The organism is Vibrio sp. 378, assembly GCF_033339435.1.
The window spans coordinates 429,698-452,544 of sequence record NZ_JAWOUO010000001.1; the positions used below are offsets into that span (position 1 = coordinate 429,698).

Consider the following 22,847-nt stretch of genomic DNA (forward strand, 5'->3'; position numbering starts at 1 on the left):
TTACGATGTTGGTTGTGGAGAATTCAAATGCATTTAGTTTGCAAATTTATACCTAGCTCGAAGCTATCCTCCAACGAGCTATCTTATGTTCTTACACCGGACGAGTGTATAGGACAGCTTTCGCGTTTGCGAAATTCAGATGACATCCTTAGAAACCTCCCTAAAGAATTGGCGCAAAAGATTTCCATCTCTGCCAAAAAAACGACCAGCGCATTGCTAGCTGCGATAAGAATCGAATTGGGGAAAGGCAATTGGGTGTCATTATCTACCGTTGCTCGTCGTTCGCCATTGACGGACTCTCAGCTGCAAAGCTTCCCTAGACTTAAATCACTCGTTGACTTTGTATCAGCTTCGAATGAAAGCAAAGCTTTTAAAGCAGGATACAAGCAGGTTACCGACGATGTTGCTTTAGTTCGTAGTTACACGCATGTCCCCTCTGAGCCAAGTCCAGATCAAAAAATCGTTGTCGAGTTTGCAGGGCAGTGGTCTAGCAACGCGGCATGTTTGATGTTGGGAAAAACCGAAGCACAAAAAGAAAAAGTGACTGTAGGCAAGGCTGATACAGAAAACAAACACCGCAGCCTCGCGATATTTAAAGATCTCGAAGCTGAGGGCAAAACGCTCTATATCAAAATCCCTTGCACTGACCAGCCTCAGCCAATTTTGCTTAAACTCGCCGAAGACCTGCAACCCGTTGATAAAGAAACTCAAATGGATGAGTGGGACAACGTGTTGGTGCCTGTGGTTCCGCTGCACTTCCCTGGTAGCGATAAATCAGATGAAGCTGCAGAAGTGTTTAAATCAGGCTACGTGTATGTTGTTTGGAACAATAAAATTTGGCGCGAAGTGGCAATTACGGAAAATGGTTACTTTTCAGATACGGACATTAATAGTGTTCGTGAAGGCTCTAGACCCAAAAGGCACGCCGATATCTATATGACCAATCCTGAAACAGGCGGTGTTTTCGCTTATGAGCCTTTCCAAATCGTGCAGAACGGCAAGGTGGTAAGTGAAGGCTCTTTGAATGGCTCTGGAGAGGCTCGAGTGTTCAACTTAGTTGAGGAAGAAGTTGAGATAGTCATGACTGGCTATGAGCCACAAATCAAAGAAAAGATTGAAACAAATTTGAGCCCTATTAATGCTTCTAGCCCAGTGGAGCGGAGCGCGCAAGGTTACCCTCTCCCGCATATATGGCTTCCTTACAAGATTAAAGGTGAGCCTCAAGAAGTATATTTGGCTTATAACAGTAAACGATTGAGCGAGAGTGAACTATCTGAACTAGAAAGTGATCCCGGAACTAAAGCCATAAAAGTCACTGATCTTGACCATTATAGCAGCGAGAAAAGCTTTAAAATTGGAGACGGTTCTGTTCGTCTGCTCTCAGTATTACCAAGTGCTGCGACCTCAAAACCTGAAAAATACGCAATGTTACGAAGCCAGCTAAATAAAAATGTAGCGATCGTGTATTTACTTAAATCTGTCGAGATAGTTTTCGAATATCCGGGTTATACGACGCTGGACGAGTCAGATGATTACTTTGAGTTAAGGCAAAGCGATGGTGATTGGTCGCAGCGAGTGTGCTTGCGCCAATGTATAAAAAAAGAGAATGGTTCTAGGTTGATTCGTTTTACTGGTTGGCCTGCAGAGGTTAAAGAAGTGGATCTTCTCCGTGGTTATCAGGGCAATAGTCATCACGGAAGAGATAATAAAACGATCATTTTTGCTCAAACACCCATTGCGGATTTACTGGCTTATAAGAAAAAAGATCAGACAAGTTAACAAAACAACTTATTCGGGTTGCGTTGTCACACCATTAAACGCGATCGAGAAAGATAACGAAGAGAATATAAGATGAATCTACGTCATACATTATGCTTGATTACTTTAGCGGTCTTATCTGGCTGTAATCAAGAATCGGCCAAGGAACCTGAACAACACGCGCCAAAACCTCAGACGGTTCAAGACCGAATCGCAGAAAAAAATGCTCAACAGTGGGAAGATGGTCGTGTTTATATCACAGAAAACAATTACGTTATTTATGACAAAGAGACGGGTAAACCTAAACACTTTATTTTTAAAGCTAAAGAATGGCCACGTGAAGATCTCACCAATGAAGGCTCTTATGATTTACCACGTGTAGTGTTTCGTTGGGATAACGCCCGAAATGAAGCGAAAGACCACTATGATCAAAGGGATAAAGTGTGGAGTATCAAAACGGATGGGACGGACTTGCGTCTGGTCGCAGATGAGTTTGTTGGCAAAGTTCGTCTAATGCGTGTCTCTCCAAATAATCGCTACTTGGCTTTGGCCTATTCGGCCTCAGAAGGGATGTTTAAAGTAATTAAAGATCTTAAGACGGGTGAGTATATTGAACTAGGTCGTTCACGTGGCTACCCAGAGTTTCTATGGGCTGAAGACAGCAGCTATCTTTACTACGTAGACAAGTTTAAAGACTGGAAGTACACCTTAGCGACAGGCGACAAACAGCAAGTAGACACAGAGTTTAATGAGTACTCCGTGATTTATGATGGCAAGCGTTATATGGTCGATGAATATGGGGTTGGTGTCTTTGATGAGCGCACGGGAAAGGAGCTTTACTCGATAGTGCCGGATAGTTCACGTTCTGCCGATGAAGCCCGTTTTCGTAAGAAATCAATTAGCCCAACGGGGCGCTATTCTTGGGCCGAAACTAGAACGCACCGTTATCTTATTGATACCCAAAGTAGAACCTTCCAATCAGAAGAAATCGTACCGCGAGCGGTAGGTAAACTGCGCTATTTTGAGATTTTGAGTAAAGATGCGAATTATGCTCGGGATGGAGCGGCACGGGCCATCCTCAGTAAACTAAAAGAAAATAAAGAATTTGGTTCTTATTTAAAATGGGAGCAAATAGGGACGGGCCACAGTGCCAGTAATTCTTCTCTTTACAATGCCTTTGCCAACAATGGTGATTTTGTTAAAGGGGATGAACTGTGAGCACTCATGATACCTGTAACGCGATACCTTTGCGTGCCAATTACTATTTGTTTGGTGCTTATTTTCCTGCAACTCAGGAGGGTAGAAAAAACGTCTATCCAACTTGGCACGAAGAGCCTAGCTTGCTTAAAAATAAAGACGTGACTAATCTTCGCCCGTTAGCGAAAGTGCCGATGCTTAACGTCACCGATAGCGATAGCCCTAAGCTTTGGGCTACCGACCATAAATTTAAGTTATGTTCACTGGGTAATGGAAAGCCAGATCAATATGGGGCTTTTGAGGTCCTGACACCAGAGCACACAATTCATGCTTTAGGTAGGGATCTACCCAAAGAGGGTGAGCAGACCTTCACTTTCCGCTTTCCACCCTTGCCTTTAATAGCTTCACTTTCTGAGTTAAACCCCAAAGAGTTAGCTACAAAAGTTGCAGATTTGAGTAGCCAGTTGGAAAACAGCGAAGCAAAACTCACCTTGACAGAGATCAGCATTGAACAACTGGCTAAGCCTTACGAACCAGCTGCGAACGGGGGGCTCAGCGAAGAACAGGCAGAATATAACAAGTGGTATGAAGATGTAACTGAATCGGGAGAGACACTAAAAGGCTTCGTTTTACCTGTTGTGGCGAGTTGCGCTGTGGTTTTTTCTGATCAAGGTTATGAAAGTGCGACGGTTACTTTGCAAAAATTTGACTCAACCAAAGAAGGTGGGGAATACAAAACGATAGGTTCTTCAGTACAAGCGGCATTACCTGAAGATGAGCATTCAGAAGAAAATGCTAAGCAATATCCATGCGCGATGTTTCACGTTGATCCTGCTGATTTTAAAGAAGGCTTATACAGTATCCGTGTCGAATTTATTCCAAGCCAGATGAAAAATGGTGTTCCACAGTTCATTAAAGACGCTCATATTCAGCAATTTTCTGAAGGCTTAGATACAGTCTATACTTACGAGCTACGTGAACAGATTACCTTTTCTTCAAGCACTCCGTTAGGGAAATTTGCCATTGTCAGTGGCGATATGATCTCCCTTGAGGAATCCTTGATTTATCAGTACCCTCAGTACTTTGGAAATATGAAACATTACCTTCACGGTAATGTACAAGGTGTAACAGCTAATACGCCAGCTTCAAGGAGTATTGCGTTACTCAAGAATATCCGAGATGTGTCTGCTCAGCTAGGAGCAGGGCTGCTGAGCGGTAGCTTGCAAGACACTTTAGATCGTGATGGCCGCCAAGCGGTGTTTAATAACGTCTCGAAACTGTATTGGGATGCAGTTAAGTCCGAGATGCCGCCTGCGATGAAAGCGGCGGGCGAATTGTATTACGGTATTTACAGTACGAAAGAAGCGCTTGATAAGTTGCAGGAACTCCACACTCCAGCTATCGCGGGTGTTGGTTGGAAGGCGCTATTTCACGATAAGGTTTTTAACACCAATGAAGCTCGGTCAAGCGCACTAGCACTTTCTTTAGAATCACGTCTGGGTAACCGACGTGTGGTTGCCGGGCGACTTGCGGAAGCTTGGCTTTCTGGTGGTAAAACCGTTGGTTTTAATGGCTTCGGAACGGGATTGACAGCACTTAGTTTGTATAAAAAAGCTAAACAGCTGGTTAATCAAAATAAAAAGGTTGATAAAGCAGAGCAAGGAACAGAAGAAGTTACAAAAGACTACCTTGCTCAAATTCCAGTTTGGAAGACTGCTAACCATATCCAGGAAGAAAAACTAGAACAGGCTTTAAAAGATGCGCGTGATCAATCTGGCAATCAGATTGACGCCATTCTCGTAAATAGCTCTAGAGGCGCAGGAATAAAAATAGAATTTGCCTTTAACTCGCGTGAAAAAGAGTTAAAGGATCATGCACCTATATTTAAACAGCTTGCTGCTTCTCTTGCCAACGTTTTAGAGAATGAGCCAAACCTTAGAGTAGAGATAGAAGGGCATGCTTGCCAAGTCGGTACCGAGAAAGCAAATATGCAGGTCTCGGCAGAGCGCGCAGAATATGCGAAAAAACTGCTCATGAAGGAGTTCCCTGTTTTTGAAGGTCGTGTTTCGGTAGCCGCTTTTGGTGAAAGTAAACCTGTCTATGTTCCCAAACAAGGTGAAAAAGTCGACCGCAACAACCCTAATCTAAGACAAAACCGTCGGGTTGTAATCCGTATTTACCTGCAATCCCTGAACATATTCTTTCATCCCAGTCGCTATGGCTCGCATGCAATGGAACGCTCTAGGCTTGCTCTAGAAGCTGAGATGGTTGCGCAAGATAAAGCAGAAGTCGCACTGCGAATGGCGATTTTTGACAGTGTCGTTGACGTCGCTTCCTATATTCCTGCTATAGCTCCTGCGGCAAGAGGGTTTATGCTTGCCATAGAGGGTTCAAAGACAGCAATATCTGCGGTGAAAGTGATTGATAGTTTAATGTTGGACTCCTTCCTAGAAGAGTTAAAGCAAAGCCATGAGGTTGTCAGTGAGCTTGAAAGGCTGGCAAAAATACATATCGAGTTACTTAACGATTTGCGACGCAGTAAGGTAGATGTAGGTATTGAATGTAGGTCTTATCAGGAACTCATTACTCACCTTGAGAGCGAAGAAGTTCGTAAGGAGGTGTTAAAACGCTACCAACTACGAGCGCTTGCTATTAATGGCTTAGTGTTATTACTCGCTGACCTAGGATCTCAAACCAAACGGAATTCTAATATCTCGTTTAGGTTTTTGGTTGAGCGTTACAAGGTGAAGGAATACATTGAGAACTACATTTTGAGCGATGATTGGTCTGTACATACGATCAAAGGAAACACCTTAGCGGCTAACTGGAAGAACCGTTGTGATAACGAGTACTACACCGAATTATCGACAAAGATGCCACAAGGTGCGCAGCATTGGCCTGCTCCAATAACAACTAATAGCAAAGTTTCTCATCTCTCTATAACCGAAAACAGGGATAGCTTTAAAGCGTCAGGTGCATTTAATCAAATCTTCCCGATACAAACCATGTTGTTTGAACACCCAAATGAAACGATGTTTGATAACTTTACCGAGTCATTTAACCCGCAAGGAAGTGAGTTAAAGAAAGATGAAATCGGCTATTGTCGAATACTAGTTCAGTCAGCTCGCTATGCTGAAAGTGATGAACCGGAATGGATGTCATATGATAGTTGGATTCAGCAATCTAGCAGCAGTCGCCTAGGTCCATACGATAAAGTGAAAGTGCAGTTGATACTTAAAAAAGAACACAAGTATGCGAAGCCAGTTACTATTGGCTATGATCGCGTCGACGGGCTCGAAAATATTAAAGGTCCAGCTTTCAGTGACTGGATGCTGCCAATGAAGGTTAGTGACTTCAAAGCAGATCCTGATGGGCGAATAAGTGCTTTTTACAAGCAACAGGGGATTGATGACGGCGCTACGTTGATTGCTATTGAGCATATTCCCTCATTCCGCTTCGGTGATGTGATGATCGACGGTATGAAACCAATGACCTCTAAAGCAAAGCTAATGTTCTCTGATGCAATGTTCAGTATGGCAGTTTCCGGAGCAGCGATATCGGGTCAGCCAAGCGACTATTTTGCAGAAGCGGATTCCTTTAAGCGCTATGTAAAAGGCGGAGGCTTCCAAAATATGCGTTACTGCTTGGGAATTAGAACAAACCAAGGGCAACATAGTTTTTATTTACCACAAGAGTACAGTCTGGGGCAGAAGTTTGATGATGCTGAAGATGAGTTGCAAATTGGCGCTTTAAGTACAGAAACTAGACTGGTTTTGCTTGATACCTACTTGGGAGAGCAGCAACTGCGTCTACGTGAACAGGACCTTATGGTAGAGAGCTTTACCTTAATGGCAGGTGAGGGAGACAAAAATACCATCCCTATACTTCATGGCATTAAACAGCAATTGGTGGCTATAGACACCAAAGCGTCTGGTTTGAACTTTTTCAGTGAAAGAAAGTGGTACCAATCGGCTGATAATATCTGGCGTGATGGTTTCTCATGGGGAAACAAAAAGAAAGACGATCCTGCCAGTATTTATGTACTGATTTTGGGTGAGAGTCATGAAAAAGCACTTTATGAACGTTTGGGTATGCCGTGGGAAGCAGTGAATATGTGTATTCAACTGGCGCTCGACGGAAATGATGGCAAGCCAGTTAAAGGTCCTCTTTACTTCACCGATATGTATCATATTGGTGAGTTTGCCTATAAAAACGAAGAATGGATGTTTACTGAATCTATTTCAGAAAACCATCGAGAACAAGTTGATGCCATGAGTGAGTTTATAGGTGAAGCTGTAGGTAGTCTCACTAAAGAGAATGAACTATCTAAGAGCAAAAACTATACGATGTACTGCATGAGGTTTAACTTGGAATATGTTGCACCAACGGGAGTTAGGTTAAAAGGCCTAAGACCGTTTGGTGGTGTAATTGGTGGTAAAGCGAACTTGGAGCTTTCGGTTGCTCATCTAAAACAAGTCGGATTAAATGGAGTTGATGACTATGATATTGGTCGTGATGCTGTAATTTCTATTCCTTCTTTAAATGCGGATAGTGCTTTGGCTGGTAATTTCTTTAGTGATATGCCTTGGTTAATTGAGAAAGAGTCGACAGAGGAAGGCGTAGACAAGTCTGCGGCTGAAACTTGGAAGCAGTATAACGAATCTCAACGCAAGAAATGGCTGAAAGATTGGATTGAGAAACAACCTGCGGTAACTCAAGCACCCAAGCCCTTGGAAAAGTCACTTGATAACCCTTCCTAGATGCAAAAAAAACCGCCTTCGGGCGGTTTTTCTTTTCTTATGACTTCATACTGAATTTAGAGTTTTCTTTTTAAGCCCCATCAACCCGCTGCAGAAATATCGTATTTCTTCATCTTATGGTTGAGAGTGCTCATTGGAAGTGCCAATTGCTCGGCGGCCTTCTTGGTGTGCCAATTGCAGGCATTTAAGCAATCGATGATTACTGTACGCTCGTATTGGCTGACAACGTCCTTAAGGCTCTTTGAAACGTCTTCTAAATCCGCTTGTGCTTGCTGCTCGTAAGCAGGTTGCTCTGGGGTAGGTGAAGCTGCTTTCATGTCGATACTTGGTACATCTTCTGGGATTTGTTCGCCAAACTCAATGTGAGTAATGGTTTCAAAATCGGACAGTAGTACCGAGCGCTCGATGATGTTTTTAAGCTCACGCACGTTCCCTGGGTATTGGTAGGCAAGCAGCTGTTTACGTACATTGGCACTTAACCCTGGCGCTTGCGGCAAACCTAGCGTGTTGGTTGTGTGTTGCACGAAATGTTCAGCAAGGGGAATAATGTCCGACTTACGGGCTCTCAGGGGCGGCAATGTAATAGGGAAGACATTTAAGCGATAGAACAAGTCGGCACGGAATCCGCCATCTTTGATTTGCTGCATAAGATTACAGTGGGTTGCAGCGATAACGCGCACGTCCACTTCAATCTCTTTGCTGGTACCGATAGGGCGAACTTTACGCTCTTGCAGTACACGCAGTAACTTCGCTTGTAGTAGCATTGGCATATCGCCAATTTCATCTAGGAAAAGCGTGCCGCCGTTGGCTGCTTCAAACAAACCGACTTTGTCTTTGTCCGCGCCCGTGAATGAACCTTTCTTATGCCCAAACAGTTCAGACTCTAACAACTGTTCGGGAATTGCCGCACAGTTTTGTACGATCAAAGGCTGTTCTGAACGGTTAGAGTTTTCGTGAATGTATTTCGCGATCACCTCTTTACCTGCGCCCGTTTCACCACGCAACAGAACGTCGACAGGAAGAGATAGCACCTTATCAAGACGATTCAAGACATTGAGCATTTCTTCGCTCTCTGCAATAGGACCTTGATAGGCTTTCTGAGTACGTTTTTTGAGCTGAGTGTTCTCGCGCACTAGGGCTTGATTGTCGGCATTGAGATTTTTAATCACTTGCCCATATTGCTCTAACCAAACGGCTTGACGAATGTTACTCGCTGCCATTCGACAAAACTCAGTCAAGGCTGCCTCGTTGTCAATGACATTCAAATCGAGTAAGACTAACAGCCCAATGGTTTTGCTTTCGCTATCAATCAAAGGCCAAGCCAGTAAGTTCTCGCTTTTTAGTCCCAATGTCTGCTCTGTTTGATAAATGCTTTCACAGTCGTAGCCGTTGTATTTGTATAACTCGTTAATCAACACCACTTCACCATTACGAATCGCAAAGTTAAATGGGTCGTTCTCACTGGCTGAGTCTAGCTGTAATGCTTCCCAAGGATGGGAAACGACGGTTTTATCGTTGTGGTGAGCGGTACTTGGAATCAACGCCTGTCCTGTCTGGTCCAAAACATAAATGATGCCGTGCTTTGCTAAGGTCATTTGTCTCGCAGCGGTCAACACGGCATCCAATGTTTGGGTAAGCTGGCTGCGATCAGCCAAAGATTGGCTGATCGCAAGTAGGGCGTTGCTAAGTTCGCTATGGTTAGCTGAACGCATAGGTCAGTGTTCCTTGCTCATCGACAGAAACTGTGATTTGCGTGTGTGAATCATCCTTATCATGCACCAATAGCTGTGTCGATAGCTGAGGCAGTAACTGACGGTTGATGACCGCGTCGATGTTACGCGCGCCCGTTTCAGCAAGGCGACAGTTACCTAGTACGAACTCAACCAAGCTGTCTTCGTAGCTTAGCGACAACTTGTGATGGCTCTGTAGACGCTGAGAAACTTTATTCAGCTTGTGGTGAATAATTTCTGTCATTGCTTCATCAGACAGCGGAACAAATGGTAGTACTGACATACGTGCCAACAGCGCTGGCTTGAAGTGTTGGTTCAAAGTAGGGCGAATAGCTTCTGCGATGATGTTCGCATCGATGTCTTTTGATTGATGAACCAAAGATTCAATCTCGTGTGTTGCAAGGTTACTGGTCATGATGATCAGCGTGTTCTTGAAGTCGATGGTTCGGCCTTCGCCGTCGTTCAGCGTGCCTTTGTCGAACACTTGGTAGAACAGGTTCAACACTTCAGGGTCGGCTTTTTCCACTTCATCAAGAAGAACAACAGAATATGGACGTTGACGAACCGCTTCTGTCAGCATGCCGCCTTCGCCGTAACCTACGTAACCCGGAGGTGAACCAATTAGGCGAGATACCGTGTGCTTCTCTTGGAACTCAGACATGTTAATGGTCGTCATAAAGCGCTCACCACCAAACATTTGATCAGCAATTGCACGAGCAGTTTCGGTTTTACCCACGCCACTTGGGCCAACCAGCAGGAATACGCCTGTTGGTGCGTCTGGGTTGCCTAAGCCTGCTTTTGCGGTTTGAATGCCTTCAGACAGTGCATCGATAGCGTATTCTTGGCCTTTGATGCTTTGTGTTAGGCTTTCTTTCAGTTTTAGCGTGGTTTCTGCTTCGTCTTGAAGCATCTTACCCATTGGAATACCAGTCCAGTCCGAGATCACATGGCTGACTTCATCTGGGCCCACTTCAAAGTGAACCAGTGGGTTGCCATTGCGGATTACATCTAGCTGTTCTTGGCAGCCCGAAATTGCAATGCGAACGGCTTCTTCATCCATTTCTGCATATGGAGAAACGTCTTGCTCTTGTTCTGAATCTTCGTCTGCAACAAGCTCTTCTTCGTTTGTTTCGCCAAAGACCAGTTCATGTAAGCGAGAGCGTAGAGCAATCATCTCTTGGATCTGCTCTTTTTCTTTGTGCCATTGCGCTTCTTGTTCTGCTAGCTCTTCTTTCGTTGTTTCCATTGCCAGTTTTAGGTCTGGAATGTTAGCAAGGCTGTGCTTGTCGCCAGTTTGCTGCAGAGCGTCACGCTCAAGAGCTTCTAGCTCGCGCTGTTGAGCTGCAAGTTCTTGCTGCAGAGTCTCAACAGAAGCAGGAATGGCATTAAGGCTGATGTTCACTCGTGCACACGCCGTATCTAGTACATCGATCGCTTTGTCTGGCAGTTGACGGCCAGAGATGTAACGAGCAGAAAGTGCTGCCGCAGCAGTGATAGCATCGTCACGCACGTAAACGTTATGTGACTTCTCGTATGCTGGGCGCAGACCACGAATGATCAATGCTGCTTGCTCAGGAGACGGTTCGTCGAGTTTCACCAATTGGAAACGACGCGCAAGAGCAGGATCTTTCTCGAAGTACTTCTTGTATTCCGACCATGTTGTCGCAGCGATGGTTTTCACTTCACCACGCGCTAGGGCTGGTTTTAGCAAGTTTGCCGCGTCGCTGCCGCCTGCTTGGTTACCACCGCCAACAAGGGTGTGTGCTTCATCGATGAAAAGAATGATTGGAGTTGGTGAGTTTTTCACTTCATCCAATACTGCGTTTAGGCGTTTTTCGAATTCGCCTTTTACGCTTGCACCAGCTTGCAGAAGACCCATATCTAGCCCGTAAAGCTCAACACCTTTGAGGTTGTCTGGTACGTCACCTTGTACAATCTTAAGTGCCAAGCCTTCTACTACTGCGGTTTTACCAACGCCCGGTTCTCCAACAGCAATAGGGTTGTTTTTACGGCGACGAGCAAGAATGTCTACGATTTGGCGGATTTCTTGGTCGCGGCAGAAAACAGGATCGATTTCGCCTTTGCGTGCTTTACCAGTGAAGTCGGTCGTGAACTTGCTCAGTGCGGAACCATCTTCACGAGCTTGTGTTTTCTCAGAAGTCGCGACTTGCGCCTCAATAGAGTGGCTGGTTAGCTCTGCAAAGTTACGCTTAAGGCTGTCAGGGTTTACCGCTTCAAGGATAGAGGCGTAACCATGTTGGCCGTAACGGAGAGGGTTGCTAACAAGAGTAAGGAGTAAGGCACCAGAGCGGATTTGTGTTTCGGATAGATCTAAAGAAGAAACCAGCCAGCTTTCTTGCAACCATTCGATTAATAAAGCAGAAAAAACAGGTTTGCTGCCATTTCCTTTGGCGTTGGTGTCGAGTGTGGATCGAACCGATTGTCTTAATAAGTTCTCAGAACAATCAAAATGACTTAATAAGACGTCAAAATCACTATTTGGCCTTTCTAATAGACTCAGTAAATAATGCTCAATTTGAACTTCGTTTGCTTTTTCAGAGACTGCAAGTGCAGCGGCGTCTTCTAATGCTACTTTTGCAATCGGGTGTAGACGCTGAATTAATGAAGAAAGGTTTATATTTATCATAGCCATTTTATTCTTTAGAGGAAAAGAGGTAGCGGCTATTATACTAAAAGTGATTGCGTTCTTTTTTTATCAAGATATTTTGACTATCGTTTGTTGGTTATTTTTAATGATTATTGTGACATTAATGTTTGTGGTTATTTTAATGGCGTTGTTATTCTAAATTAATTGATAGTAAAAGTGTCGGATTTATTAGTTTTAATGACTTTATTTACACAGTTTTATATGGTTATTTTCACTTTTTAAAGTTAGAACAATTTATTATTATCTTAATCCAACTTTTTGGTTTTTTATCCAATAAATTGTACTCAAGATATTAGTGAATAATGCCTTAATTTGCATAAGTTGTTGTTTTTATTGCGTTTTTAAAGTTGGCACGGACTTTGATTATACCAAGTAGTCGCGGTGATAAGCGATTTGGTGATTTAAACAAAACAGATTTTAGAAAAGGAAATAGCGATGCCAACTCCAGCATATATGTCTATCCAAGGTGAGACTCAAGGCCATATTACTAAAGATACTTACTCTGCAGATTCAGTAGGTAACACATGGCAAGAAGCTCATGTTGATGAGTTCCTAGTACAAGAACTTGATCACGTGCTAACTGTTCCACGTGATCCACAAAGTGGTCAGCCAACTGGTCAACGTGTACACCGTCCACTTGTTGTAACTAAAGTTCAAGATCGCTCATCTCCACTACTATTCAACGCACTAGTATCTGGCGAAAAACTTCCTGAGTGTGTGATCCGCTTCTACCGCACTTCAGTTCAAGGTAAACAAGAGCACTACTACTCAATCAAATTGATTGATGCGCTACTTGTCGATATCCAAACTCGTATGAACCACTGTCAAGACGCAGCAACAGCTGACCGCGTGACAGAAGAAGTGCTTAAGTTCACTTACCGTGCGATCGAAGTAACTCACGAAAACTGTGGTACTGCGGGTAACGACGACTGGCGTGCTCCACGCGAAGCTTAATTGCTCGTCGCGTAAAGATTCAGGGCCAACGATTGTTGGCCCTAATTCGATTATTTGTATCAGGTAAAAGATATGGTGAATGACGTAGAATTTAAATTTGAAGTGCCTGGATGTGGGCATGAATTTCGGGTTGAGAGCTTTCATGTTCATGAAGAGTTATCTAAGCCTTTCCACATCAATCTCTCATTACTTTCACTTGATCCAGATATCTCGTTCGATGAGTTAATACGTAAAGCAGGAACATTGACACTTTACGGACAAGGTGTTGGGGCTGCGCGTGTGTTCAACGGAGTGGTGAATGAAGTTCGTTACTTAGGGACTGGGCGTCGTTTTTCTCGTTATCAATTAGTCTTGGTTCCTCAAGCTTGGTTCTTATCTCAGCGCCAAGATTGTCGTATTTTCCAGCAAAAGTCAGCGCAAGACATCATCACAGAAGTACTCGATGATGGGGCAGTCACCGATTACCGATTTGAAGTGTCGGGTACTTATCCTCCAAAAGAATACGTTCTGCAATACCGTGAGTCTGACTTGCACTTCGTGCAGCGTATGATGGCTGAACACGGTATGTGGTATTACTTTGACCATAGCGATTCAAATCATACGATGGTCATTGTCGACAGTAATGACGCGATTGCACCTTTGATAAGCTCGCCACTAAATGCTTCTTACATTGGGCCGATTGTTTATCATGCCGATGGTGGCGGTGTTGCCGATCGCGAACATATCTCTGATCTCGAGTTAGTTAACCGCGTTAGAACAGGACAGGTTACGTACACAGATTACAACTACGAACACCCTAAAATTCCACAAGAGATGACACAGGCTGGCGAGCTAGACCAAGATCTCAAGCAGTTTGATTATCCTGGACGATACGTTGACCCGCTGATGGGTCAGGTGAGAACCACGGAGTGGATGTCGGAACACATAGTCGATAATCAACAAGTGGAAGCAACGAGTGACGTAATGCGCTTAGCATCTGGTTACAGCTTTAACGTCAGTGACCACCCGCGTTCTGAGATTAACCGCGATTACCTCATGTTGTCTGTAATGCACACAGGTCAAGATCCGCAAGTGCATGAAGATGAAGCGAGTGGTATGCCAACCACTTACTACAACCAGTTCTCGTGTATTCCACGTGATGTGGTGTTTAAAGCGCCTAAACTAGCAGCACCAGTAGTGGATGGCCCTCAAACGGCGGTTGTTGTAGGACCAGAAGGTGAAGAGATTTACACCGACAAGCTTGGTCGAGTGAAAGTACAGTTCCATTGGGATCGCTACGGTGATAACAACGAACATTCAAGCTGTTGGATTCGTGTAAGCCAATCCATGGCGGCGCCAACATGGGGCGCAGTTTATTTGCCGCGTATTGGCCACGAAGTCGTAGTGACTTTCCTTGAGGGGGATCCAGATCGTCCGTTAGTTACGGGCGCAGTTTACAACGGTTTGCATTTCCCACCGTACTCTTTGCCAGAAAACAAAACTCGTACCACGTTCCGCACGCAAACGCACAAAGGAACAGGTTACAACGAGTTGAGTTTTGAAGACGAAGCGAACCAAGAAGAAGTCTATATTCACGCTCAAAAAGACATGTCGACCAAGGTGCTCAACAACCGTTACCGTGATATCGGTCAAGATGAATTCTTGAAGGTTGCACGTCACCAAACGAATGAAGTTCATGGTGACCATAAAGAAACCATTAATGGGCATAAAACGACACAAGTAAACAGTACGTTTACCGAGACAGTCGAGCAAGACGTTACCGTCACATACAACGCGAACGAAGCCCAGTATGTGAAAAACAATTCTGACTTAGAAATTGGTGATAACCGTACGACTAAGATCGGTAAAAATGATGACTTAGATATTGGCGAAAACAGTAACCTTACTATCGGTGCGTCTAGGAGTTCAGATATTGGTGCGGATGATAACCAGACGGTTGGTGGCAACTTAACGGTATCAGTGAAAGGGAACACCGCTTATAAAGCTGATGGTGCAACGCAAATTATCAGTGGCGACAAGATTGTATTGAAAACGGGTGGTTCCTCTTTAGTGATGAACAGTGATGGTTCAATAAAGTTATCAGGCTCGGCTATTACGATCGAAGGCAGTGACAAAGTCGTCGTGAAAGGTGGCAACGTAGTGGTTAACTAACAATGGAAAAACAACCTCTTACAACAGAAGTAATATCAGAGCAGCAAGCCGAATCAACGGCTTGCTTTTCGCGTTTTGGAATAATAGTGGCTATCAATGAGTCTACGGGCAGTGTGCGAGTTGATTTTGATGGCAACCCATTTAAGCAGCCACTCACTGCGAGACTAGGACGTGGCTTTCGTCGTTCTGAACTGCAAATGGCTATCGATAATCGATTAAGTTGTCGAGTTGAGTTTTTGAACGACGACTTAAGCTTGCCTCTTGTGACGGACATTTTCTTCTCCATTCTGGATGACTCTGACGAGTTTGTATTGCGAGCGAAGAAGATGGTTATCGAGACAGAACAAGAGTTGGTAGTCAAAAGTGGTGAGACAGAAACTCGCTATAGCGGGCGCGATGGACGAATTACCACTAAAGCAAAGTATGTCACTTCTCAAGCAGAAAAAGCACAAAAAATTCAAGGCGGAACGATCGCAATTAACTAATTACCTAGCATTAGCTAATTTACGTCGAGTTAGCTAATTACTTTGTATTAACTAATTGCAATCGCGTTATGGCACGCTAATAACGGATAACTAGATGCGACAAAGAATCGGTGTCGAGCACCTAAAGGCACCCATAACCAATCAAGAAGTCGAAGGCGCGTTAGCAAAAGCTGAGCGCGCTGTGAATGACCTATCCCAGTTGCCAGTAACATGGCTGGATTTCTGTAATGAAAAGCTGTCCATTGCTTCTGAAAGTATCGGGTTTTTAATCAGGCAGCGAGTTCAAATTCACAAAAGGGGTTATCCAAGTCGTGAGTTGGAGTATCTCAAACTTATTGAACGTCAAATTGAAGAGCTCAAGCAGGTCTACTTGTCGTTTTATCGATTATCACCGGGCTTGATTCATCAATTAAGAGGCCAAGAGCCAGAAATCTACAGCTGGCTGATGCTGCAGGGCGAGTTGGGCTCAGAGTTGGATAACCTTTTGTGCGGATTGAGTTTACTCGAAGATATTGACGCTAAAACCGCAATGGTCATTGCCGTACAATCTCCGGTTGAATCTATGGATAGCACGCTTTCGGAGCTTATTGAGGGTAATGCGACATCCAGTGCGTTTTACTTTGAATGCTTACGTGTACGTCAAACATTAAGTGTTTCTCTCATCAAGCGCTGGCACAAAGCCAGCATTATTAGCTCTCATGTTGCTTTGCCACTGCTCGCTTTACAAGACGTGAAAGAGGGGATTGATTGGCTCAATGACAATGCAGGCAGCGAACAATATCTATTTGAACGTTTGATTACCAAACGTGACAGAGGCACTTGGTTCCGTCAGTGCTTTGGCATCGAACCAAATGGATTACCATCAGCGCAAGTGCTCACTTATGCCAAGTTACTTGAGTTAAAAGAGTTTGAGGCGTTTGATATCTCTTCTTCATTAGCACCTGTTGATTTTGCGCTGAGTGGTGATTGGAAACTGGTACCCCAAATCATCGAGCACTTGGAAAGTCTGGAGGAAGGTGAAGCTGAGGGTGAAATTTGGCTTCAAGCCTTGTATGTCGTCTACGGAAAGCTTCTTCCTCTGAATCCGCAAGATGTTGGTGTCGAGTATGAATGGGAAGAGATCGTCGATCTGCTCAATGAGTGGGTGGAAGATGAAAAATATATCCAAAATCTACCAAGCCGCTTGGGTTACGCATTGAGCTTCGAGTCTACGTTAGCTGCGATGCAAGATTCTAACGTTGATGTGCTGTTCCGCGATTGGCTATGGCGTCAACTCTGTATTCAATCCAGAGCCTACGTGCCTTGGGATATGGCAATGCCGATTCATCAACAAGACTGGAACTTTAACAATTTAAAGGCCGCACCTTCTGCGAGCGAACGATTCAACTTAAGGAATAGCAATGCAGTTATGGGATATTGAGGCGCACCCTGAGCTATCACTCAAAGGTCGTTTTCAACGTGACGAAAACGGCGATGAAGTCTGGGTTGTAGTCGCCAAACGCACATGGCAATTCGATGGTGTGGTTTGGCACGAATTAGGTGAAAGTGAAATCTTCGATGATCCCCAATATTTGGGCGAAGAAGGCTTCTCTGCGATGAAAGTTGACCACGAGTTCGCGTATACCAAAGAAAACACAGATGTACTTGTTTACGGCAAAGCGCGCAGCTACGCGAAAAAGCCAGTGACATACCAAGAGTGTCGTGTGCTGATTGATGGTCATATCGATAAGACTCTCGCTATTCACGGGGAACGCGTATGGGTTGAGCATGCTGGCAGTATCACGCTGAGCAATCCAGTCCCATTTATTGAAAAAGACATTGATTACACTTGCGCGGTAGGCGGTGATTTACGTAACCGAATAGGTGGTGGGGTTGCCGACTCCAACAAAGAATTGCTTGAACAGAAAGTGCCCTCGATTTTTTATCCCCGAGAGGACTGGAGTGCCGCCGCGAAAAAACTACGCGTTGCGGGGTTCGGGCCAGTGCCTCCGTTCTTTGAGTCGCGCCAGAAGCTGGCCGGCACGTTCGATGACGATTGGATTGAGAATCGCAAGCCAATGTTGCCACTCGATTTTGATAAGCGGTTCTTCCAAAGCGCGCCTATTGATCAACAGTGCAAAGGCTTCCTTCGTGGGGGGGAGCGTTTGATGATGAGTGGCTTTTGTCATGATGACACGCTTTCATTTCGAATTCCTAAAGAAAAATACCGTGCGATCGCGACGTTCAAAGATCAAAGTTATCAAGCTGATATGGCGATGTACACCTTATTCGTTGATACGGAAAAGAAAACTATATCAATCAGTTACACCGCTGCGTTTCCTTGTCAGGGCAAGGAACATTTGTTGGTGTCGACATCCATCACTAAGTTGGAAGAGGTAAGCGAGCATGCATAATTCAACAGGCCGTTACGTGCTAGGGATGGAAGTGATGACGCCAACCGGTATGAATTTAGATATTGCTAGTGCAGTTTCGTATGCTGACTTAGGAAGATTCGACCAATGTGTAGGGGATGATGGTATCGAGCGTTTTACTTACGCCAAAATCGAATACACCAAAGAAAGTGAGCAGTTTGAGAAAACGTGTGAGTTAATCACCCACTTGCTTGATTCATTGTTAGCACAGTTACCACGTTCATTGAGACCAATACCTTTGCTTATAGCGGTGCCTGCGTCTGTTTCACGAGTAAAGGTGCAAGAATGGCTTGGTGAAAGTAACTATGCTGAATTTCTCTCTGTGGTGAATGCTGTTCATGCCAGTGGGCCTAGTTTCGTTCTCCAGGCCATGAAATCATTGGATAAATATGATGCTATGATGTGTATCAGTGTCGATTCCTTGGTGAGTTCGATGCAAACACTCATCGACGATGCGATGGTAATGAGTACCAATAATCCATGGGGCGTTATTCCGAGTGAGGGTGGGGCGGGTTTAATTCTTTGTCGAAGAAATACCGTAGAAACATTGAAACTTAAGCCTCAAGCGCAGCTTGGCTACATTGATACGGAATTAAACACTTCAGACCGAAGAGGCACGTTTCGACTTGTTCAACGTGCGAGTAAAAAGCTCGATTCATTTGGTGAAGTGTATTCCGATATGACGAACCTGCGCATGCATTCGGAAGATTACGGCTTTGCTCTGGGGGCGAAAGCAGAACGATTCACGAACCCAGAACAACCGCAGCTTATCAATGAGTTGTGGGGCACAATGGGTAGTTGTTCTTCTCTCGCTTTAATTGCCTTTGCGGTCAGAGAGCACCACTTTAAGCAACCAACTACATTGTTAATGTTCGACTTTCATGGTGACAAAGGAGTTCTCCAATTACTGCAATGTTAGTGGGCACTCATCGATCAAATGGCAATGAAAATATACTCATATTATTAGGTTGAAGTTTGTAACACGAAAAAGCGTATAACTCATGCAGTGAAAGCGTAAGTAAAAAGGTCTAATAAGTTAGTAATAATAACTAAAATAATAGGCTTACTGTTTGTTTTAAATACCAACCTTGATACAAGTACGTTCAAGAAAATATTATTCAACTCTAATAATATTTATTCTATGAAAGAGTACTAAGTGTCTAATAATCAGAGTACAGCCAAAGGATATATCGATCAGTTGGTTGTTAAAGCTATTGAGAAAAAGAAACTGAATGAGCAAAGGCTAGCAGAAAAAAATAAGCCGAAGCTTGAGTACGTGCTTTTTTCACAGTTTGATGTATTAGACAAGCTTCCTTCTAAAAATGGTAAGACAACGGTTTACCATCTTGCAAAAAAAGGGCAGCCAGAGAAGCAAATCTGTTGCAAAGTTATCAATGATGACTCGCCAGAATTTGCGAGCAAAATGTTGATTAACGAAGCGAGCAGGCTGGAGCTTTCTCAACACCCTAGCGTGGCTAACTTTGTAAAAATCGGCAACGAATTCGAACGCCCATATTTGATGTACGAGTGGATCCAAGGTGAATCACTGGCAGAAAAAATGGAGCGTCATTCTTCTAAAGGCTTCCGCCACGACCACATCGCTTGGTTGGTGTATCAACTCGCTGGCGCTCTAGAGTTTATGCATACAAGAGGTATCTGCCATCTTGATATTAAACCATCTAACGTATTAGTGAGTGAAGGCGATTACGTTAAGCTCATTGATTTCGGCGCTGCTCGTTACATTGGAGAGACAGAACCTTACGCAGAAGCAAGCTTGAGCTACGCTTCCCCTCTTTATATAGAAACTGGCATCGCGGAACCGCAAGATGATGTTTACTCTCTCGCTTTGCTCGCTGGACATCTATTTTTAGGCTCAATATTTGGTGATGCTTGGAATAAGCAGTTAAAAGACCGAAAGCGTCCGGCTTTGATCCCGGCTCATATTTGGAAATTGCTGAAAGAAGTCATCAACAAACCAAGAGGGCATGGCTATACCGCTATTTCTTTTGCTCAACAGTTAGCGCGAATCGATACGCAATCAATTAGCTCAAATTCTAACGCACCAATTTTCAGTAGCTTGCGTAACGCGGACTTGCTGCTTACACACTGTAAGCCAAATGATAAAACGGCGTATGGTCGCTTTAAAATATTAGAGGCGAGCTTAGTGTTGAGTGTGCTGGCAACAGCAGGAAGTTATTTGTATCAACAGAATAAAGATCAATTGGATGCCATTTTTTCCCGAGGTGTCACTACTGTAACTCACGTTATTACGCCCTCTGAAACGGCTTCTTTTTTGGCTCAGCCTCCATGGAAAATCAAAGAAGAATTGTCTCAAGCTACTCAGAGTATTGATATGACAGAAGCTTATCGAACAGCATATCAAGCTCAGCAGTTAAGCCTCTCGAATTTATATGAAGAAAAACAGGCTCAGTTAACGTCGTATCAATCGTTAGCGGATGGCTTACCAATGGCATTAGTCGAATTACGTAAGGAGCTTGTCACCTTGCGAGAAACCCTTGTTCGTGACGGTGCTCTGTTTCCATATGCGGATGAGGCGTTGACTAAAGTGATGTCTGGGTTAAATGTCGCGTCTATCGATTCCATGAAAGTATCTGCCATAGCTGGCAGTCGAGATAAGCAGATTGCTCGCTTAATTTTAGATGGTGAAGCTAAGCTCGCAGAAAATGAAATGAAAGAGGCATGGTTGTTAAACCAGTCACAAGCCTATTTTTACAACCAAATCTTACCAAAGGCTGTGATGGAAAATATTAATGACTCCATCGATAAACATGCAGAGGCGCACTTTTACACCAAAGCAATTGAAGAAGCCGAATTAGCCAAAGCCTACTTCGGTAATACGCCAGAACTAGACAAAAAAATAAAGGATTTAATCGTCGCAAGAAGCGAATTTATTTTGTTTAGCACCGTGATGGAGCAATCCGTTTACGACAAACAAAAGCTACATGAATCCCTTGCCGATTTAGAACGGAATGCACCAAGTAAATTTACAGAAATCACGAAAATTCTAGATAGCATGGCGTCGGATGCGATTGAGCAGAGCCATCGATTATCTAAGCCAGCAAATGGCGCAATTGCGGTAGCGCGTGCGTTGAGAGATTACTTGACTGAAGGAGACGTGAATTTTGTCCAACATTGATATCGATCGTCTGCTTAATCCTATTTCTGATGAATCTCCAGTGGGAAACGATGCCCGTTACGAGTTTTGCTATGAAATGATGGAGTCCGAAGTGAAGAAATTCGGTTCCTTGTTTGGCGAAACAGTAGATTGGAGCGTGGTAAAAACGCACGCGACTGAAGTTCTAGAGCACCACAGTAAAGACTTAAAAGCCATTTGTTACCTCGTTCGCGCGCTAACAGAAGAGTTTGGTCTGCAAGGCTTTGAACAAGGGTTGAAGCTGCTTAGTGAGGCGTTAAATCGCTTTGGCGTTGAACTGCATCCTTCGCGAAAGCGGGGTCGAGATGGCGCGGTCGAATGGTTGAACCATCAGTTTAAACTGGTCAGCAGCAAGTTAGCGGAAAGCGCTCAGTCATGGGATTTGGTATCAAACTGCATTTCGACTATTGAAGAAGTGCAGCGTCAGTACGACGAGGTTTATCAAGACTCAGAAGCGGATTTCTTTGAGATTCGCACTCAACTCAATGTTTTATCTCAACAAGCGGCGGCTGATGAGCAGAGCGATGAAGCAGTCGTTAACGTCGAACAAGCGGCGCCTGCACCAGCTACGCAGCCTGCTGCCGCAGAAACGCCAGCGCAGAGTGAAGTGCAAACCGCACCGGTGAAGGCGGTTCCGCCGGCCCCTAAACCTGCGCCAGTTAAGAAAGCGGTGGCAAAAGAAGTGGATGTCGATACGGACTTCTCTTCGCCGACGGCTTCTAAGCGCACCTTGAAGAAGGTTGCGGAAGTCATGCTTCATGCGAACCCAAGTGATCCGCTGGCTTACCGGATTTATCGTCATCTGACTTGGGATGACATTGATGGTCTACCCGACCACCAAAATAATCAAACGCCTTTGAGCTTGGCAGTGTCGTCCGATCAACAAGCGGAATACCGAGATAAAGCTGACCAAGAAAGCGACATCGACACCATTAAGCGTTTGGAGCGCACATTAACGGATGCGCCGTTTTGGCTGACGGGCCATTACTTCGTGTATTCGATGCTTAATAACTTGGGCTTTGATGATGCAGCGTTTGCTGTGAAACAAGAAGTGACGCGTTTTGTTGAATCGCTAGAGGGCATCGAGCACCTCTCATTTAAGAATTCTATACCATTTGCAGATGAAGCGACCTTGAGCTGGTTATCGACTCAAGATACTACTTCTTCGACTTCTCAACCCGTTGTTCAAACGGTTGTGATTTCGCAGGAAGACTCGCTGCCAATGGAGGATATCACTCTAGAAAATCTAGGGGAATGTGCCGCAGAGCTTGCCCGTAAACTTGAGCTGGATAGCTCGGGACGTGGGCAGTTCATGCTGTATTTACAATTGATAGCAGCTTACCAGTCTGTTGGATTATACCCGTTGTGTTTGCCGTATCTTGAGAAGGGGTGGGAAGTACAAAAAGCGTTTAATCTCGCGAGCTGGGAACCCCACTTATCGTCACAGTTAGAAGACCTAATTCGAAAAACACTCCATCGGTTATTTGGAAGCAAGGATCTTCTACCTGAGAAGTATGAAGAGTGGAAAGCAATTTACGACTAATTAAAGAGTTAGATA

13 protein-coding genes are annotated in these 22,847 nt (G+C 44.4%); 11 read left to right on the plus strand and 2 right to left on the minus strand.

Annotation, left to right across the window (positions count from 1 at the left end; all coding sequences use genetic code 11):
- The first annotated feature begins 27 nt into the window (after positions 1 to 27).
- From R7Q48_RS01900 to R7Q48_RS01910, 3 genes are all read left to right on the plus strand, one after another.
- On the plus strand, positions 28 to 1,779 hold the full coding sequence (locus R7Q48_RS01900) for a hypothetical protein (protein ID WP_198556872.1): 1,752 nt from the start codon (positions 28 to 30) through the stop codon (positions 1,777 to 1,779).
- Between the two features lie 72 nt (positions 1,780 to 1,851).
- A complete protein-coding gene (locus R7Q48_RS01905; RefSeq protein WP_151515697.1) occupies positions 1,852 to 2,976 on the plus strand; it encodes a Tricorn protease domain-containing protein in 1,125 nt (374 codons plus the stop codon).
- The gene (locus tag R7Q48_RS01910) at positions 2,973 to 7,715 is read left to right on the plus strand and encodes an OmpA family protein (protein ID WP_256902760.1); all 4,743 of its coding nucleotides are present in this window, start codon (positions 2,973 to 2,975) and stop codon (positions 7,713 to 7,715) included. The genes R7Q48_RS01905 and R7Q48_RS01910 overlap by 4 nt, the downstream gene beginning before the upstream one ends.
- An 80-nt stretch (positions 7,716 to 7,795) precedes the next feature.
- Here R7Q48_RS01910 and R7Q48_RS01915 read toward each other — a convergent pair whose 3' ends face one another.
- Both R7Q48_RS01915 and tssH read right to left on the minus strand, forming a co-directional pair.
- The gene (locus R7Q48_RS01915) at positions 7,796 to 9,427 is read right to left on the minus strand and encodes a sigma-54-dependent Fis family transcriptional regulator (protein ID WP_132937165.1); all 1,632 of its coding nucleotides are present in this window, start codon (positions 9,425 to 9,427) and stop codon (positions 7,796 to 7,798) included.
- Positions 9,414 to 12,092, minus strand: a complete 2,679-nt coding sequence (gene tssH, locus R7Q48_RS01920; RefSeq protein ID WP_256902759.1) for a type VI secretion system ATPase TssH — start codon at positions 12,090 to 12,092, stop codon at positions 9,414 to 9,416. Before tssH ends, R7Q48_RS01915 begins: the two co-directional genes overlap by 14 nt.
- Positions 12,093 to 12,548: 456 nt before the next feature.
- Here tssH and R7Q48_RS01925 point away from each other — a divergent pair, with 456 nt between their 5' ends.
- The 8 genes from R7Q48_RS01925 to tssA all read left to right on the plus strand — a co-directional run bounded on the left by R7Q48_RS01925 (position 12,549) and on the right by tssA (position 22,832).
- Complete coding sequence (locus R7Q48_RS01925) at positions 12,549 to 13,067, plus strand: Hcp family type VI secretion system effector (protein ID WP_005373415.1); 519 nt, start codon at positions 12,549 to 12,551, stop codon at positions 13,065 to 13,067.
- 72 nt (positions 13,068 to 13,139) lie between these two features.
- Complete coding sequence (gene tssI, locus R7Q48_RS01930) at positions 13,140 to 15,218, plus strand: type VI secretion system tip protein VgrG (RefSeq protein ID WP_136976736.1); 2,079 nt, start codon at positions 13,140 to 13,142, stop codon at positions 15,216 to 15,218.
- Positions 15,219 to 15,220: 2 nt separating this feature from the next.
- The gene (locus tag R7Q48_RS01935; protein WP_064376245.1) at positions 15,221 to 15,703 is read left to right on the plus strand and encodes a hypothetical protein; all 483 of its coding nucleotides are present in this window, start codon (positions 15,221 to 15,223) and stop codon (positions 15,701 to 15,703) included.
- A 94-nt stretch (positions 15,704 to 15,797) separates the two neighbouring features.
- Positions 15,798 to 17,123 (plus strand): hypothetical protein, encoded by a 1,326-nt coding sequence (locus tag R7Q48_RS01940; protein WP_230237993.1) that lies wholly within the window; start codon positions 15,798 to 15,800, stop codon positions 17,121 to 17,123.
- Positions 17,104 to 18,096 carry a DUF2169 domain-containing protein gene (locus R7Q48_RS01945; protein ID WP_213914913.1) on the plus strand — a complete coding sequence of 331 codons (993 nt, stop codon included), beginning with the start codon at positions 17,104 to 17,106 and terminating at the stop codon, positions 18,094 to 18,096. The genes R7Q48_RS01940 and R7Q48_RS01945 overlap by 20 nt, the downstream gene beginning before the upstream one ends.
- The gene (locus R7Q48_RS01950) at positions 18,089 to 19,033 is read left to right on the plus strand and encodes a hypothetical protein (protein ID WP_256902758.1); all 945 of its coding nucleotides are present in this window, start codon (positions 18,089 to 18,091) and stop codon (positions 19,031 to 19,033) included. The genes R7Q48_RS01945 and R7Q48_RS01950 overlap by 8 nt, the downstream gene beginning before the upstream one ends.
- Before the next feature lie 237 nt (positions 19,034 to 19,270).
- Positions 19,271 to 21,271 carry a serine/threonine protein kinase gene (locus R7Q48_RS01955; protein ID WP_053349228.1) on the plus strand — a complete coding sequence of 667 codons (2,001 nt, stop codon included), beginning with the start codon at positions 19,271 to 19,273 and terminating at the stop codon, positions 21,269 to 21,271.
- On the plus strand, positions 21,258 to 22,832 hold the full coding sequence (gene tssA / locus R7Q48_RS01960; RefSeq protein ID WP_318132125.1) for a type VI secretion system protein TssA: 1,575 nt from the start codon (positions 21,258 to 21,260) through the stop codon (positions 22,830 to 22,832). Before R7Q48_RS01955 ends, tssA begins: the two co-directional genes overlap by 14 nt.
- Positions 22,833 to 22,847: the final 15 nt, after the last annotated feature.